Source organism: Gordonia sp. SCSIO 19800 (genome assembly GCF_018132775.1).
GTDB classification, from domain to species: Bacteria; Actinomycetota; Actinomycetes; order Mycobacteriales; family Mycobacteriaceae; genus Gordonia; species Gordonia hongkongensis.
In genome coordinates, this window is the sequence record NZ_JAGRQM010000001.1 from 180,976 (window position 1) to 198,101 (window position 17,126).

General features: G+C 70.8%; 13 protein-coding genes. 6 read left to right on the plus strand and 7 right to left on the minus strand.

What is annotated here, in order from left to right:
* Window positions 1-11: 11 nt before the first annotated feature.
* Window positions 12-4,625: an ATP-dependent helicase gene (locus KB201_RS00815; protein ID WP_211538154.1), complete on the plus strand. Its 4,614-nt coding sequence runs from the start codon at window positions 12-14 to the stop codon at window positions 4,623-4,625.
* Between the two features lie 8 nt (window positions 4,626-4,633).
* Window positions 4,634-5,425, plus strand: coding sequence for a DNA-formamidopyrimidine glycosylase family protein (locus KB201_RS00820; protein ID WP_211538155.1), 792 nt, complete (start codon window positions 4,634-4,636; stop codon window positions 5,423-5,425).
* A 16-nt stretch (window positions 5,426-5,441) separates the two neighbouring features.
* Here the strand turns inward: KB201_RS00820 and KB201_RS00825 are convergent, their stop codons facing one another.
* The gene (locus KB201_RS00825; protein ID WP_211538156.1) at window positions 5,442-5,864 is read right to left on the minus strand and encodes a pyridoxamine 5'-phosphate oxidase family protein; all 423 of its coding nucleotides are present in this window, start codon (window positions 5,862-5,864) and stop codon (window positions 5,442-5,444) included.
* 90 nt (window positions 5,865-5,954) lie between these two features.
* Complete coding sequence (gene glpD, locus KB201_RS00830; RefSeq protein ID WP_137809901.1) at window positions 5,955-7,697, minus strand: glycerol-3-phosphate dehydrogenase; 1,743 nt, start codon at window positions 7,695-7,697, stop codon at window positions 5,955-5,957.
* A gap of 76 nt (window positions 7,698-7,773) precedes the next feature.
* Here glpD and glpK point away from each other — a divergent pair, with 76 nt between their 5' ends.
* Entirely contained in the window at window positions 7,774-9,261 is a 1,488-nt protein-coding gene (glpK, locus tag KB201_RS00835; RefSeq protein WP_211538249.1) for a glycerol kinase GlpK, read from the plus strand.
* Between the two features lie 22 nt (window positions 9,262-9,283).
* Here the strand turns inward: glpK and KB201_RS00840 are convergent, their stop codons facing one another.
* From KB201_RS00840 to KB201_RS00850, 3 genes are all read right to left on the minus strand, one after another.
* On the minus strand, window positions 9,284-9,733 hold the full coding sequence (locus KB201_RS00840) for a hypothetical protein (RefSeq protein ID WP_223258846.1): 450 nt from the start codon (window positions 9,731-9,733) through the stop codon (window positions 9,284-9,286).
* Complete coding sequence (locus tag KB201_RS00845; protein WP_211538157.1) at window positions 9,730-11,133, minus strand: hypothetical protein; 1,404 nt, start codon at window positions 11,131-11,133, stop codon at window positions 9,730-9,732. The genes KB201_RS00840 and KB201_RS00845 overlap by 4 nt, the downstream gene beginning before the upstream one ends.
* A 109-nt stretch (window positions 11,134-11,242) precedes the next feature.
* The gene (locus tag KB201_RS00850; RefSeq protein ID WP_058250647.1) at window positions 11,243-12,646 is read right to left on the minus strand and encodes an NAD(P)H-quinone dehydrogenase; all 1,404 of its coding nucleotides are present in this window, start codon (window positions 12,644-12,646) and stop codon (window positions 11,243-11,245) included.
* Between the two features lie 243 nt (window positions 12,647-12,889).
* Between KB201_RS00850 and KB201_RS00855 the strand changes: the two genes are divergently transcribed.
* The gene (locus KB201_RS00855; protein WP_004021668.1) at window positions 12,890-13,369 is read left to right on the plus strand and encodes a gamma-glutamylcyclotransferase; all 480 of its coding nucleotides are present in this window, start codon (window positions 12,890-12,892) and stop codon (window positions 13,367-13,369) included.
* Between the two features lie 11 nt (window positions 13,370-13,380).
* On the opposite strand, the gene KB201_RS00860 is transcribed toward KB201_RS00855, so the two are convergent.
* Entirely contained in the window at window positions 13,381-14,580 is a 1,200-nt protein-coding gene (locus KB201_RS00860; protein WP_058250648.1) for an amidohydrolase, read from the minus strand.
* Complete coding sequence (locus KB201_RS00865) at window positions 14,580-15,278, minus strand: enoyl-CoA hydratase/isomerase family protein (RefSeq protein ID WP_211538158.1); 699 nt, start codon at window positions 15,276-15,278, stop codon at window positions 14,580-14,582. The genes KB201_RS00860 and KB201_RS00865 overlap by 1 nt, the downstream gene beginning before the upstream one ends.
* Before the next feature lie 101 nt (window positions 15,279-15,379).
* On the opposite strand from KB201_RS00865, the gene KB201_RS00870 reads away from it, so the two are divergent.
* Both KB201_RS00870 and KB201_RS00875 read left to right on the plus strand, forming a co-directional pair.
* Window positions 15,380-16,183: a purine-nucleoside phosphorylase gene (locus tag KB201_RS00870; RefSeq protein ID WP_078112065.1), complete on the plus strand. Its 804-nt coding sequence runs from the start codon at window positions 15,380-15,382 to the stop codon at window positions 16,181-16,183.
* Window positions 16,184-16,224: 41 nt separating this feature from the next.
* Window positions 16,225-16,890 (plus strand): hypothetical protein, encoded by a 666-nt coding sequence (locus tag KB201_RS00875; protein ID WP_078112066.1) that lies wholly within the window; start codon window positions 16,225-16,227, stop codon window positions 16,888-16,890.
* The last annotated feature ends 236 nt before the right edge of the window (window positions 16,891-17,126 follow it).

The following is a 17,126-nucleotide window of genomic DNA, read 5'->3' on the forward strand; positions in this document are numbered from 1 at the left end:
ATAGTGGAGAGATGCCCCGCGCTTCGGTGCTCGACCGCTTCACCGCCCCCACCCGACGGTGGTTCTCCGGCGCCTTCACCGCTCCCACCGCCGCGCAGAAGGGTGCGTGGACGTCGATCGCCGACGGCTCGCACACCTTGGTCATCGCCCCCACCGGATCGGGCAAGACCCTCGCCGCGTTCCTGTGGGCCCTCGACCGCCTCGCCGCCGACCCGGACTCGCGGCCCGCCGGCACCAAGGTCCTCTACATCTCGCCACTCAAGGCATTGGCCGTCGACGTCGAACGCAACCTGCGGGCCCCGCTGACCGGCATCACGCGGGCGGCCCAGGAACTGAACCTTCCGGAGCCCAACATCACCGTGGGCGTGCGGTCGGGCGACACCTCCGCCGCCGATCGGCGAGCGCTGGTCAAGACCCCACCCGACATCCTCATCACGACCCCCGAGTCGCTGTACCTGATGCTCACCTCGGCCGCGCGGGAGAGTCTCACCGGCGTGGAGGCGATCATCGTCGACGAGGTCCACGCGGTCGCCGCGACCAAACGCGGTACCCATCTCGCGCTGACCCTCGAGCGCCTCGACGAACTGCTGGACAAACCTGCCCAGCGGATCGGCCTCTCGGCGACGGTCCGCCCGCCCGAGGTGGTCGCGGGGTTCCTGTCCGGCGCCGCGCCGTGCCAGGTGGTCAAACCCAAGGCCGACAAGACATTCGACCTGCGCGTCGACGTCCCCGTCGAGGACATGGCCAACATCCCGCCGCCGGTGTCCGATGCCGATCCCGCGGCGCTGGACGACGCATTCTCGCCGACTGCCGGCTCGTTGTGGCCGTACGTCGAGGCCTCGATCGTCGACCAGATCGAGGCGAACCGCGCCACGATCGTCTTCGCCAACTCCCGACGCCTCGCCGAGAAGCTCACCGCTCGGCTCAACGAGATCCACGCCGAGCGCCACGGCGAGACTGCCGAACCGACCGGCAATCCGTCGGTCGCGGGCGGCGCCCCGGCGTTCGTGATGGGCAGCGGCGCGAGCTCCGGCGCCGAGCCGGTTCTCGCCCGCGCCCATCACGGCTCGGTCAGCAAGGAGCAGCGCGCCCAGATCGAGGACGACCTGAAGGCCGGCCGCCTCTCGTGTGTGGTGGCCACCAGCTCACTCGAACTCGGCATCGACATGGGTGCGGTCGATCTCGTCATCCAGGTGGAGTCCCCGCCGTCGGTGGCGAGTGGACTGCAGCGGATCGGCCGCGCCGGGCACCAGGTCGGCGAGATCAGCCAGGGCATCCTCTACCCCAAGCACCGCACCGATCTGCTGCACTGCACGGTGACGGTGGGCCGGATGCTCGACGGCGCGATCGAGGAGATCAAGGTCCCGCAGAATCCGCTCGACATCCTCGCCCAGCAGACCATCGCGGCGGCCGCGGTCGACGACCTCGAGGTCGATCACTGGTACGAGGTCGTCCGGCGCGCGGCGCCCTACCGTGAACTGGGCCGGGGCGTCTTCGACGCGACCCTCGACCTGGTCGCGGGCCGCTTCCCGTCCGACGAGTTCGCCGAACTGCGCCCCCGGGTGAACTGGGACCGCGACGCCGGAGTCATCACCGGCCGGCGCGGCGCCCAGCGGCTCGCCGTCACCTCGGGCGGGTCCATACCCGACCGCGGGCTCTTCGGCGTGTTCATGGTCGGCGAGAAGGCCACTCGCGTAGGCGAACTCGACGAGGAGATGGTCTACGAGTCCCGGGTCGGCGACGTGTTCGCGCTGGGCGCCACCAGCTGGCGGATCGAGGACATCACCCACGACCGCGTACTCGTCTCCCCCGCGTTCGGTCAACCGGGCCGGCTGCCGTTCTGGATCGGTGACGCGATCGGACGCCCCGCCGAACTGGGCGCCGCGATCGGCGCCTTCACCCAGTCGATCGCCGATCCCGGGAAGCTCGACGACCAGGCAGACCGGCTCGGCCTCACCGACAACGCCCGCAGCAACCTCGCGACACTCATCGCCGAGCAGCGCGAGGCGACCGGACACCTGCCCACCGACCGCACGCTGGTCGTCGAGAGGTTCCGCGACGAACTCGGCGACTGGCGGGTGATCCTCCACTCCCCCTACGGCTTACGTGTGCACGCCCCCTGGGCGAGTGCCATCTCGCAGCGCCTGCTGGAGACCCTCGGCATCGAGGGCGCCACCACCGCCTCCGACGACGGCATCATCCTGCGAATGCCCGACACCGACGACGCCCCACCCGGAGCCGATGTGTTCCTCCTCGACCCCGATGAGGTCGAGCAACTCGTGACCGACGGTCTGGCCGACTCGTCGATGTTCGCGTCCCGTTTCCGCGAATGCGCCGCCCGCGCCCTGCTCTTGCCGCGCCGAGATCCGGGCCGGCGCGCCCCGTTGTGGCAACAGCGCCAGCGCAGCGCCCAACTGCTCTCCGTCGCATCCAAATTCCCCGAGTTCCCGATCGTGCTCGAAGCCGTCCGCGAATGCCTGCAGGACGTCTACGACCTCCCCGCCCTGCTCGATCTGCTGACCCGCATCCGCACGCGCCGGATCCGGGTGGTGGAGACCGAGACCCAGAGCCCGTCTCCCTTCGCCGCGTCGCTGCTGTTCGGGTACGTGGGAGCCTTCATGTACGCCGACGACGCGCCGCTCGCCGAGCGCCGCGCGGCCGCCCTCTCCCTCGACACCAGCCTGCTGGCCCAGTTGCTCGGGCGCGTCGACCTGCGCGAGCTCCTCGATCCGGCGGTCATCGCCGACGTGATCGCCCGGCTCCAACGCCTGTCCCCCGAGCGTCAGGCGCGCGACGCCGAGGACATCGTCGACCTGCTGCGATGGCTGGGCCCGCTCACCACCGAGGAGGTCGCGGCCCGGTATCGCGGCGACGAGCCGGCCGCCGACCTGCTCACCGAGTTGCACCGGGTCGGGCAGATCATCTCGGTCAACCACAACGCACGTGCGCTGTGGGCGGCCATCGACGACACCGCCCGCCTCCGTGACGCCCTCGGGGTGCCCGCACCTCTCGGCATCCCGGCGGCCTATCTCGAGGAGGTGCCCGACCCCGTCGGAGACCTCATCGGCCGGTACGCCCGCACCCATGGCCCGTTCACCGTGCCCGAGGCCTCCGCGGCTCTGGGTATCGCGACCGGGGTCGTGCGCGACACCCTCAACCGTCTCGCATCAGAGCGACGCGTCGTCGAAGGTGATTTCCTGCCGGAGAGCGGCGAGGCCACACCTCGCGAGGGCCAGTGGTGTCACAGCGACGTGCTGGGTCAGATCCGGCGCGGTTCCCTGGCGGCGAGCCGCGCCGAGGTGGCTCCCGTCGGTACCGACGTCCTCACCCGGTTCCTCCTCGACTGGCAGCACGCGTCGTCGGGCACCCAGCTCCGGGGTGTCGACGGAGTGGCGACGGTCATCGACCAGCTGGCCGGGTTCCCGCTGCCGGCGTCGGCGTGGGAGTCCCTCGTACTGCCGGCCCGGGTGTCCGATTACGCAGCGCCGATGCTCGACGAACTGCTCAGCGCCGGTGAGGTCATCTGGTCCGGACACGGCCGCATCGGGAACTCCGACGGCTGGGTGGCGCTGCATCCCGCGGACGTCGCCGTCCTGACGCTGCCCGACGCCGACGAGATCGACACCACCCCGGTCCACGACGGGGTCACGGCCGCACTCGAACCCGGTGGTGCCCTGCGGTTCCCACAGATCGCCGCCGACATCAGCACCGGCACCACCACGCCGGCCGCCGACATCGAGAGTGCCCTGTGGGACCTCGTGTGGGCGGGGCGGGTCAGCAACGACAGCTTCGCGCCCGTCCGAGCCCTGCTGCAACCGCGGCGCAGCCCGTCCGCACCGCGCTCGGCGCCCGCGCATCGGGCACGCGGACGCGCACCCCGGCTCCGCGCCGGCCGCCTGTCGGCCCGGTACCTCACCGAACACTCCGTCGCTCCCCCGGTGTCGCCGACGGCGAGTGGCCGCTGGTTCGCCCTCGACCACCCGTCCACCGAGCCGACCATAGCCACGCAGTGCCTCTGCGATCAGTTGCTCACCCGATACGGCGTGATCACGCGCGGCAGCGTCGTCTCGGAGGAGGTGACCGGCGGCTTCGCGCGGGTCTACAAGGCCCTCACCGTCTTCGAGGACAACGGACACGTTCGTCGCGGTTATTACGTCGACGGCCTCGGCGGGGCGCAGTTCGCCTCGCCGGCCACCGTCGACGAATTGCGCCGGCACGCGCTGCCCGATCGCAAAGCGCCCCGCGAGGCAACCGTGCTGGCCGCGACGGACCCGGCCAATCCCTACGGGGCGGCGCTCGAGTGGCCGGCGTCTCGCGACACCGAGGCCGGTCACCGCCCGGGCCGCAAACCGGGGGCGCTCGTGGTCATCGTCGACGGTGACGTGGTGTGTTTCGTCGAACGCGGCGGCAAGACGCTGCTGACGTTCAGCGACTCGATCCCGCGGCTGGAGTCGGCCGCGGGCGCGCTGGTCGCACTGGTCCGGAAGGGCCGGATCGCACGTCTGACGATCGACCACATCGACTCGGAACCCGTGCGCGCCACCGACTTCGGCAAGGTGCTCGTCGAAGCGGGATTCTCGACGACCCCGCGCGGCATCCGGCTGCGTTTCGGTGATCATGCCTGAGGCGGATCATGCCTGAGGGCGACACCGTCTACGCGGCCGCCGCACGACTGCGGGCGGGGCTCGCGGGACGGGTGCTCGAGTCGTCGGACTTCCGCATCCCGTCGCTGGCCACCGCGGACCTCTCCGGACGCGAGGTCCTCGCGGTGCGATCGGTGGGCAAGCACCTGCTGATCGACGTCGCCGAGAGCGGTCCGGGTGTCGGCGACACCCTCAGCATCCACTCGCATCTGAAGATGGAGGGCGCCTGGCACGTGCACCCGCGGGGGCAACGGTGGCGCCGCCCGGCCTACCAGGCCCGCGCGGTCCTGCGCACCGCCGACCATGAGGCGGTCGGTTTCGACCTCGGCGTACTGGAACTGCTCGCCGACCCCGACGCCGCGCTCGCCTACCTCGGCCCCGACCTGCTCGCCGACGACTTCGATCGCGAGGAGGCGATCCGACGCCTCGGTTCCGACCCGGACGCGACGATCGGTGCGGCCTTGCTCGACCAGCGGCTGATCGCGGGAATCGGCAACGTCTTCCGCAGCGAGATCTGTTTCCTGCGGCGAGTCCTGCCGACCCGGCCGGTCGGCGAGGTCGACCTCGGGCCGGTCGTGGACCTCAGCCGACGCCTGCTGTGGGCGAACCGGATGCGGTCGGCCCGTACCACCACGGGCAACACGTCGCCGAATGCGCGGATGTGGGTCTATGGACGCCACGGGCGGCTGTGCCGGCGCTGCGCCACCCCGGTGAAGCGGGGCGAACTCGAATCCCCCGGCGGCGAACGATCCGTCTACTGGTGTCCACGGTGCCAGGTGTGATCCGACCGAGGCCCCCTCACACGGGGTAGCGCTCCGGTTCGGGCCCGAACTCGAAGCGGCGGGCGGTGATCGAGTCGACCGCGATCTCCACGTAGTTGTACTTCATCGTGGCGATCCACGGGCGCAGCGGCAGCTGGTCGGCCGCCTCGATCTCGTGGAGCGACACCAGGATCCGCGCCGTCCCCTTGGCAACGACACTCCACCCGTCGGTCTCGGTGTGTCCGTCGGCCTCGAACGCCACCCGGGAATTCACAGCCAGCTCCGACAATTTCGTGCCCTCGCCGGACCGCAGCAGGATGCGGCCGTCGTGCGCATGGAAGTTCACCGGGAAGATGTCGGGTTGACCGTTGACGGCCAATGCGATCCGACCGAGCTCGGTTCCTCCCAACAGATCCCAGGCCTGGTCGGGAGTGAGTACCCGTACCGGTTCGTCGACCATGATCTCGCCTCCTTCTTCCCCCACCCCGATCGTGCCGCGGCATCAGGGGGCGGAGACAGAGGCCAACGTCCCGACTCGACCGGAGCCAGGTCATTTCGGAACGGGAACCGGCTCCAGGATCTCGGCCCGGGCCTCGGGGGCCGCGGCGCGCAGGGCGTCGGCGGAGTCGTCGTCGGGTTGCTGCTGCGATGCCACCTCGGCCTCCACGCGCGCGACGTAGGTCGCCACCTCGAAGTCGCGTTGCTCGGTGGTCCAGCCGAGGAGGGGCGCCAGCAGGTCGGCGACCTCGTCGGCGCAGTCGACGCCACGATGGGAGTATTCGATGGCGATGCGGGTCCGCCGGGCGAGGACGTCCTCGAGGTGCAGCGCCGCCTCGTCGACCGCGGCGTACACCACCTCCACGCGCAGATACTGCGGCGCCGCGGCCAGCGGTTGCAGCAGGCTCTTGTCGCCGTCGGCGTAGTACAGCACGTCGTCGATCAGCGAGCCGTAGCGGTTCAGCAACCGGCGAATCCGGTACGGGTGCAACCCGAATCGGCGTCCGAGGTGCTCGCACTGGTTGATGAGCGCGAAGTAACCGTCCGCCCCGAGCAGCGGGACGCGTTCGGTGATCGACGGCGCCACCCGGGTGGGAATGAAGTCGTCGCACGCGTCGACGGCGTCTGCGGCCATCACCCGGTAGGTGGTGTACTTGCCGCCGGCGATCGACACGAGACCGGGCGCGACGGTCGCGACCGCGTGTTCCCGGGACAGCTTCGAGGTCTCGTCGTCCTCCCCGGCCAACAGCGGCCGGAGGCCGGCGTAGACGCCTTCGATGTCGTCGTGGTTGAGCTTGGTGACCAGGACCTCGTTGACGCGTTCGAGGATGTAGTCGATGTCGGCGCGGGTGGCGGCCGGATGCGCGAGGTCGAGGTTCCAGTCGGTGTCGGTGGTGCCGATGATCCAGTGCGTCTCCCACGGGATGACGAACAGCACCGAGTTGGCGGTGCGCAGGATGATCGCGGTCTCGCTGACGATCCGGTCGCGCGGCACCACGATGTGCACGCCCTTGGAGGCCCGGACCTTGAAATGCCCGCGCTGCTTGGACAGTGCCTGCACCTCGTCGGTCCACACCCCCGCGGCGTTGATCACGCAATGGGCACGGATCTCGGTCACATCGCCGTTCTCGGTGTCGCGCACCCGGACTCCGAGCACCCGGTCGGATTCGCGCAGGAATCCGGTGACCTGGGTCGAGGTCCGGATGACCGCACCGTAATTGGCCGCTGTGCGGGCGACCGTGAGGCTGTGCCGCGCGTCGTCGACGACGGTGTCGTAGTACCGGATCCCGCCGATCAGCGAGCTGCGCTTGAGCGCCGGCGCCACGCGCAGGGCACCAGATCGGGTGACATGACGCTGTCCGGGAACGGACTTGGCGCCGCCCATCCGGTCGTAGAGGAAGATGCCGGCTCCGACATACGGCCGCTCCCACACCCGTTGCGTGAGCGGATACAGGAACGGCAACGGCTTGACCAGATGGGGCGCGAGGAACCGGAGCGACAACTCGCGTTCGCGTAGAGCCTCTCGCACGAGGCCGAATTCGAGCTGCTCGAGATAGCGGAGCCCACCGTGGAACATCTTCGACGACCTGCTCGATGTGCCCGAGGCGATGTCGCGTGCCTCGACGAGCGCCACGCGCAGACCGCGTGTCGCGGCGTCGAGTGCGGCACCGACACCCACCACGCCGCCACCGATGACCACCACGTCGAACTGTTCCTCCCCGAACCTCCGCCACGCCTCGGCGCGGTAGAGGGGCCCCATGTCGGCGGGCCGGTCCGGATTGAACTCGGTGTTCATGGTTGCCGAGCCTAATTGATCTCGACGACCTCGACAGCGTGCGACACTGTCCGGCGTGGGTAGGTCAGGCAAATACGTGGCGGCGATCGACCAGGGCACCACCTCGACCCGGGCGATGATCTTCGATCACGAGGGTCGCGTCGTCGGCGTCGAGCAGCTCGAACACGAACAGATCTTTCCGCGGGCAGGCTGGGTGGAACACGACGCCGCCGAGATCTGGCGCAACACGCGCCGCGTCGGCGCCGCGGCCCTCGCCTCGGCCGAGCTGACCGCCAAGGACATCGTCGCGTGCGGACTCACCAACCAGCGCGAGACCACCGTGATCTGGGATCGCGAGACCGGCAAGCCGGTGCACAACGCCATTGTCTGGCAGGACACGCGCACCGACGACCTGTGCACCGAGCTCGCCGGCGACGTGGGCATGGACCGCTATCGCGACCGCACCGGGTTGCCGCTGTCCACCTATTTCGCCGGCCCGAAGGCCCGCTGGCTCCTCGACTCGGTGGACGGCCTCCGCGAACGCGCCGAGAACGGTGAATTGTGCTTCGGCACCATGGATTCCTGGATGGCGTGGAACATGACCGGCGGCGTCGACGGCGGCCAGCACGTCACCGACGTCACGAACGCCTCGCGGACGATGCTCATGGACCTCCGGACTCAGCAGTGGGATCCCGACATCTGCGCCGAGATGGGCATCCCGATGGCCATGCTGCCCGAGATCCGCAGCTCCTCGGGCGATTTCGGCGCCCTTCGCGGCAACGGACCGCTACCGGGCGTGCCGCTGGCGGGCATCCTCGGGGACCAGCAGGCAGCGACGTTCGGCCAGGCCTGCCTGGACCCCGGCGAGGCCAAGAACACCTACGGCACCGGGAACTTCCTGCTTCTCAACACCGGTACCGAGCCGGTCTTCAGTGAGCACGGACTGCTCACCACCGTCTGCTACCGCATCGGCGACGAGCCGGCCCGCTATGCGCTGGAGGGTTCGATCGCGGTGACCGGTTCGCTCATCCAGTGGCTGCGTGACAATCTCGGCCTGATCCCGCAGGCATCTGACGTCGAGAAGCTGGCGGCCGGGGCCGACGACAACGGCGGCGTCTACTTCGTGCCGGCGTTCTCCGGACTCTTCGCGCCGCGCTGGCGCCCCGATGCCCGCGGCGTCATCGTGGGTCTCACCCGGTTCGCCGACAAGTGCCACATCGCCCGAGCCGCACTGGAAGCCAGCGCCTTTCAGACGCGGGAGGTCATCGAGGCGATGCAGGCCGACTCCGGGGTCGAACTGTCGACGCTCAAGGTCGACGGCGGAATGGTCGTGAACGAACTGCTCATGCAGTTCCAGGCCGACATCCTCGACGTACCCGTCGTGCGGCCGGTCGTGAACGAGACGACCGCTCTGGGCGCGGCCTATGCGGCCGGCCTGGCCGTCGGTTTCTGGGAGAGCGAGGACGACATCCGCGCCAACTGGGCCGAAGACCGCCGGTGGGAGCCCGGGATGGCCGCCGACGACCGCGACCGCCTCTACGCGGGATGGAACCGAGCCGTCGAGCACAGCTTCGGCCTGACCTGACCGGCGCGACGGCGCCGCCGCCTCACATCACGTGGTCGGCGAGGATGGCGACCACACCGGCCGTGCCGCCCAGTGCCGCGGCGGCCTCGTAGGCCGATTCGCGGAGCGCATCGCGCAGTGACTCACCAGCGGCGGGCGTCGACATCGCGGCTACCAGGCAGTCAACGGCGCGGGCGCGGCGAAAGCTGTCGCGCTGGGCGTCCACGTCGCCACGACGCTGATGCGCGAAGGCGTCGAAGTCGTGCTGTGCCGCGACGAGCCGCAGACGTGCGATGCCGGCCGTCGACGCACCGCCCTGCCGCCGCCACTGGCTGATCGCCTCCCGGATCTCGGGCGTCGAGACCGCCGTGACGTCCAGGACGGTCGCGACGATCAGGTGCAGACACGCCGTGAGGTCTTCGTCGGGCACCGAGTCGACGAGGCGGGCGACGCCGCCCGGTAACCGGTCGACACGCTTCAGTCCGGCGTTCACACGGTCTCCGGTTTCGACGTGGCCGAACCGCCCGCCGGTGCACCGGTGTCGTCCGAGATCCCCTGCGCCGCACCGTCGACGGGGGTCCGGGAGACGGCGTCGCCGGGTGCCGCGGGCCGCAGGGACAAGGCCTGATCCGGCCCGGCCGGCGCGGCGTCGTCGACCGCCGGGGAGGCCTGCCGGATCCAGTCGCCGATGACGGGCGGACCGACGAGCGGCATGTCGCCGACGAGCTGCGCGCCGTGTTCCCGTGTGTGCAGGTACGGCGCGGCCCGGTGGCTGTCGTCGTCGGCGCCGGGCCGCCGTCCGCCGCCCGGGGCCCCGGCGAGCGGCATCCCCGTCGGGCGCTGGGCAACCGGCCCGGCGGTGGCGGGGGTCGCCGGCGTCGGTGAGCCGCCGGCGCCCGGGGTCGGCGTCGGCGCCGATGCGGGTGGGAGCAAGCCGGGAGCGGGCATCGCGACCGGGACCCCGGCGCCTCCACTCGCCGGCGCACCGGCACCGGAACCGGATCCGCTGTTCTCGCCGATCCCGTCGGCGCCCTCCGACCGGTGCGTTCCCGGAGCCGCGGCGCCGCGGGTCGTCGACTCGGGCGTCGCCCGACCACCACGCACCAACCCGTCGGGGCCGTCCGTGTTGCCACGACCGGATGGTCCGCCGCCCGGACCCGCAGGCCCTGGCGGCGTCGACGACGCACCGGGTCCGCCGCCACCGGGCGGTGGACCGCCCGCAGCGACCGGCACCGGCCCGGCAGTCGGAGTGGCACGCCCGAAGTCGCCGGCGTCGACGGTGTTGGCGGCCTGACCGCGGGGAGCGTCCGGCCCGGAGCCCGCGGCCCCGGAACCGCCTGCGGTCGGCCCGCCGCCGAGTCCTGCGGTCACCCCGTTCGCCCCGGACGGGTCGTTCGGCAGGGAGCGCTGCAGCCCGATCATCGGCGAGGAGTAGGCGCCCGTCATCGCCCGGTCGACCTCGTGCCGGACCGCCGGCGCGTCCTCGGGATTGTCACGGATGTGCTGCTGTAGCTCACGCAACCGTCCCTCCTGCCCGCGAGCCGACCCGAGGATGCCCGTCGCGCCGGCCAGCGCATCCCCGATCTGACCGGCGGTCTCCGAGGTTGTCGCCAGATCGGCCGACAGCGACCGGCCCGCCTCCAGCGCCGCGTCGGAAGCCTGACCGAGCATGCCGTCGCCGAACATCGCGTGCATCCGTTCGGCCGCGCGGCGGACGGACTCGATCGCCTGCAGGATCGTGTTGACGTCACCGCCGGCACGACCGGGTTCCATCGTGCTCAGGACGTCGAGGATCTCGTCGATGCTCATGCCCGCCCACTGCGTGCGACCGCGAGCGAACGCGCGGTCGTTGCGACTGCCGTAGGTGTTGTAGGACTGCTGCGGCGAGCTCACGACACCCCCTTGGTCGCCGGCCGGGACGAACGAATTCGTCCGACCCTACCGTGACGACGCACCCGGCGGCGCACACCGGCACCGGCTGTGCACAGCGGGCGGGCGGCGCTCAGTCCAGGTCGTCGTGCCGAACCAGCTGCCGCGCCGCCTCGGTGATGGACCCGGTCAGCGACGGGTACACCGAGAACGTCTGGGCCAGATCACCGACGGTGAGCTTGTTCTGCACCGCGAGGGCGATGGGCAGGATCAGTTCGGAGGCGTTCGGCGCCACCACGACACCGCCGATGACCACACCGGTGGCCGGCCGGCAGAAGATCTTCACGAAGCCCCGGCGCAGACCGCTCATCTTGGCGCGCGGGTTGGTGGCCAACGGCAGCATCACGGTGCGCGCCGGGTACTCACCGGTGTCGATGGCGTTCTGCGACACCCCCACCGTGGCGATCTCCGGTCGCGTGAAGATCGCGGACGCAACGGTTTTCAACTTGATCGGGCTCACGCCCTCGCCGAGTGCGTGGTACATCGCGATGCGGCCCTGCATGGCGGCCACCGATGCCAGCGGGAACAGCCCGGTGCAGTCGCCGGCCGCATAGATCCCCGCGACCGACGTGCGGGACACCCGGTCGACCTCGATGTAACCGCCCTTGCCGACCGCGACCCCGGCACGATCGAGTCCGAGATCGGTGGTGTTGGGGACCGAACCGACGGTCATCAGCACGTGACTGCCGGTCACGGTCGAGCCGTCGGCCAGATGCGCGGTGACCGAATCGCCGTGCCGCTCGACCTTGTCGGCGCGGGCGTGCTTGACCAGTTCGACGCCGCGTTCGGCGAGTGCGTCCTCGAGCACCAGCGCGGCGTCCTCGTCCTCGTGCGGGAGGACCCGGTCGCGGCTCGACACGAGCGTCACCTTGACGCCCAGTTCGGTGTAGGCGTGGACGAACTCGGCGCCGGTGACGCCGGAACCGATGACGACGAGGTGCTCGGGCAGCTCCTCGAGGTCGTAGAGCTGACGCCAGGTGAGGATGCGCTCGCCGTCGGGCTGGGCGTCGGGCAGCACGCGGGGCGAGGCGCCGGTCGCCAGCAGGACCACATCGCCGTCGTAGCGTTCGGTGGTTCCGTCGGCGAGGGTCGCGACGACGGTATGCGTCGAGACGCCGACCTGCCGCTCGTCGAGCACGGCGGTACCGGAGACGAGCGTCACGCCTTCGCTGATGAGTCGCGAGCGGATGTCCGCGGACTGGGCGAACGCGAGGTCGCGGACCCGCTGGTGGATCTGCGGCAACGTGACGGAGGTGTCGTCGGTCTTGATGTTGATGCCCAGGTCGACGGCGCGACGGACCTCGGTGCGGATGCCGGTGGACGCGATGAACGTCTTGGACGGGACGCAGTCCCACAACACGCAGGCACCGCCGATCCCGTCCGAATCGATCACCGTGATGTCGGCCCCGTAGGCGGCCGCCGCGAGCGCCGCCTCGTAACCCGCGGGTCCTCCGCCGATGATGACGATCCTGGTCACTGTGACTCCTGTTCTCCACGCCGGCTCGCCGCGTCCTTCGTGGGGAAGCTGCGCCCGGCTGTGTGTCGTGGCTCGACGGGAACGCGGGGTGACACGCTCCTCGGGTCGCGCGAGACGGTCGACCCCGTTCGCGCCGCCTACCAAACTAGTCGGGCGGGTCCGTCGTTGTGAACGTGGTCGCACACCGGGGCCGGGCCACGGTGTCGCCTTCCGGACTCGGCGGAGACCATCTAGGCTCCATCCGTGCCCATCTATGCCGCCTATGGATCCAACATGCATCCCGAGCAGATGGCCGAGCGCGCGCCGCACTCCCCGATGTCGGGCACCGGATGGCTCCGCGGCTGGCGTCTGACGTTCGGCGGCGGCGACATCGGGTGGGAGGGGTCCCTGGCCACGGTCACCGAGGACCGCGACGACCCCGACGCCCGGGTGTTCGTGGTTCTCTACGACGTCACCACCGAGGATGAGGATCTGCTCGACCGGTGGGAGGGTTCCGAGCTCGGCATCCACCGCAAGATCCGCGCCCGCGTCGACACCGCCGACGGCCCGGTACTGGCCTGGTTGTACGTCCTCGACGCCTTCGAGGGCGGGTTGCCCTCGGCGCGCTACCTCGGCGTCATGGCCGAGGCGGCGGAGATCGCCGGCGCACCCGCGGAGTATGTGCAGGACCTCCGGTTGCGCGAGTCGCGCAATGTCGGACCCGGACCGGGGCCCGCGGAATAGAACGAGGTGTCCTAGCCGGCGGCGCTGGTCGCGTTCAGCACGATCCCGGCGAGCGCGCGCACACCGATGGCGAGGGCACGTTCGTCGAGATCGAAGTTGGGCGCGTGCAGATCGACCTGCGGTCCGAATCCGTCCCACACGCCGAGGCGGGCCATCGCTCCCGGCACGTGTTCGAGATACCAGGAGAAATCCTCGCCGCCGGGTGACTGCGGGGTGTCCGCGATCGCGTTGGGCCCGATCGCGGCGACCGACCGTTCGAACATCCCGACCGCGACCTCGTCGTTGACGACCGGCGGCACCCCGCGGAAGTACGAGAGGTCGTAACGGACGCCGAGCGGTGCCAGCAGCTCGCCGACGACGCTGCGGACCAGCGGTTCGAGCTGGGCCCAGGTGGCGTGATCGCCGGTGCGGACCGTGCCGCGCATGCGACCCTCCTGCGGGATGGCGTTGGCGGCGCTGCCGGCATTCGCCGCGCCCCACACCATCACCGTGCCCGAACGCGGGTCGATCCGTCGCGACAGCACCCCGGGCAGGCCGGTGATCACCGTGCCCATCGCGTAGATGAGATCCCCGGTGAGGTGCGGCCGCGACGTGTGCCCGCCGGCCGAGTGCAGTTGCAGATCGATGTGGTCGGCCGCGGACGTCAACGGGCCGGACCGCAGGCCGACCGTGCCGACCGGCAGGCGAGGGTCGCAGTGCAGGGCGAAGATGCGGCCGAGACCGGTGGTGACGCCCGCCTCGATGGCGTCGAGGGCTCCGCCGGGCATGACCTCCTCGGCGGCCTGGAAGATCAGACGCACGCCGACCGGAAGTGGTTCGGCCGCGGCGAGGAGCTTCGCGACGCCGATCAGGATGGCCGTGTGCGCGTCGTGACCGCACGAGTGCGACGCGCCCTCCACCGCCGAGGTGAACGGCAGGCCGGTGTGTTCGGTCACCGGCAGGGCATCCATGTCCGCGCGCAGCGCGATACGGGGCTCACCGGCGGGACCGAGGTCGCACACCACTCCGGTGCCCAGCGGCAGCCGGCGCGGGGTGAGTCCGGCAGCGGTGAGCTCGCTCATCACCAGCTCGGTGGTGCGGACCTCTTGCCGGGACAGTTCCGGATGCGCATGGATCTGCCGGCGCCACGCGATGAGATCGCCGCCGTGCTCGGCCAGCCAGGCGTCGATGGGATCGTCCGCCGCGGCGAAGTCCGCTCCCGCGGCCGACATCAGAAGACTCCGGGCGGGGTCTGACGTGCGAGGTCGTCGAGCAGGGGGCCACGGAGTCCGCGCTTGATCAGCGCCAGGTTGGGTCCGGCGGTCGCGGAGCGGGCGGCCGCGATCTCGGTGGCCCGCTTCACGAGGAGCTCGGCGTCCACGGCCTCGTCGACGATTCCCGCACGCACCGCGTCGTCGGCGCCGTACCGCCGGCTGGTGTACATCGCCTCGGTGGCGGTGCGATCGGTCAGTCGGGTGCGCAGCAACGTGGCCATCCCACGGGTGAACGGCATGGTGAGAGCGGCCTCGGGCAGCGACCAGAAACCGCGTTCGGTGCGCATCAGGACGTGGTCGGTGCACAACGCGAGCATCGCTCCGGCGCCGAAGGCGTGTCCGTTGACGGCGCTGACCGTCGGAACGGGCAGGGTGAGCACCTTCGCGTACAGGGCGTGCACGCGGTCGAGGTAACCGGGCAGCTGGTCGGGAGCGGCGAAGATGTGGTCGGTGTCCAGGCCGTTGGAGAAGAACTTCCCGGTGGCGGTGATCACCAGCGGTCGTGTCGGGTCGGCGACCACCTGGTCCAGCAGTGCATCGACCTCGTCCAACCAGTCGGCCCGGAAGCGGTTCTCCGGATTGGACTCGCTGATCTCCTCACCGCGCGCTCCGAGATGGAGCTCGACGACCTCCCCGTCACCGTTCAGAAATGGCATGTCCCGACCTTATCGCTCCCGGTCTCGTCGCCACCGACCCGATCGGTCGGCGCGGTGCGACGCGCGGCCGTGTGGGCCGGGGAACGGTTTAGGGTTGGCGCATGGAGCCCACCGCCGACCCCGATGCCGCGGCCATCGTCGCCGCGGCCACGATCGCTGCCGAGACCGACGCCGCTACACACGATGTGGCCGTCATCCTCGGGTCGGGATGGTCACCCGCCGCCGACGCCTTCGGGCGGCCCATCCGCTCGTTGCCGATGGCGTCGATCCCGGGATTCGTCCCGCCCAAGGCCGCCGGCCACGGCGGCGTGGTCCACTCCGTCCGGATCGGTGATCGACGAGTCCTGTTGATGCTGGGACGTATTCACGCCTACGAGGGCCACGACCTCGCTCGCGTGGTCCACCCGGTCCGCACCGCAGCCGCGGCCGGTGTCCACACCGTCGTGCTCACCAACGCGGCGGGCGGTCTGCGCGAGGACATGTCGGTCGGGCAACCCGTGCTCATCTCGGATCATCTGAATCTCACGGCCCGCTCCCCGTTGGTCGGGGCCCAGTTCGTCGACCTGGTCGATGCGTATTCACCGCGGCTGCGACAGATCGCGCGCGGCATCGACCCGGGCCTCGCCGATGGGGTCTACGCCGGGCTCCCCGGCCCGCACTACGAGACCCCCGCCGAGATCCGGATGTTGCGGACGATGGGTGCGGACCTGGTCGGGATGTCGACCGTGCACGAGACCATCGCGGCGCGCGCCGCCGGACTCGACGTGCTCGGCATCTCCCTTGTCACCAACCTCGCGGCCGGCATGACCGGCGAACACCTGAGCCACGCAGAGGTCCTGGAGGTCGGCCGCGCGTCGGCAACCCGGATGGGCGAGCTGTTGGCCCGGATCATCGGCGAACTGTAGGACCGAACGGAACCGGCGGCCGGCCGAACCGAAGGAGCGAGATGACCTATCCACCGAGCGGTCCAGGCGGCTATCCCCAGTATGGCTATCCGTCGGGCGGTTACCCGCAGGGCCCGGTGCCACCTGGCCCGCCTCGGTCCCCGTGGTCGTCGCCGGCGGTGCTGGTGGCGATCGGCGCGGGCGTGCTGCTGGTGGTGGTGGGCGTCCTCGCGGCGCTGCTCCTGATCCCCGCGGACGACGAGTCCGCGGACCGCGACAGCGCGGACGGCGGACAACCGTCGGCGTCGACCTTCACGAGTACCGTCACCCGCCCCGCGGAGACGACGACCCCCACCACCGCGACCACCACCACGACGCCGCCGCCCCCGGTCCGGCCGACCCCCACCGTCGCCGGCGCGGACTGGCAGGGATTCACCAGCGGCCCCCGCTGCAACGCCGCCGACGACCCCGCCGTGGCCGTCGGACAGACCGCCCGGTCGCGCGTGGTGATCTGCCAGGTGGGCACCCAGACGGGCCGCTTGTACTACAAGGGCGCCGCACCCGAGGGCGGGATCGAACTCCAGTTCCCGACCCGCACCGGCGACACCTTCGAGGCGCGCAACGGTTCGGTGCGTTACCTCGTCTCGCCGACAAGTCTCACCATCGTCGACGGCGGCGCCGTGCTCACCGAGGAGCCGATGCTCGCGTACTGGTCGCTGCCCGGCTGAGACCCGCCGCACCTCGCTGACCGCGGTTCGGCGCAGCCCGGTCACCGTAATTCGAAGCGTGCGTGACGGGACGACCGTTGCCACGCCGACGTTGCCGCCCCCGCTTGGACGTGCCGCCAGTTCGCCTGGGGCACAGACGACCACCGTCCCCGGCAGTTTGGAACACCCGGCAGCACTGGCCCAGGTCCGGGCCCTCATTCGGCGCTCGGCAGTCGCCTTCCACCCACGACGACGAG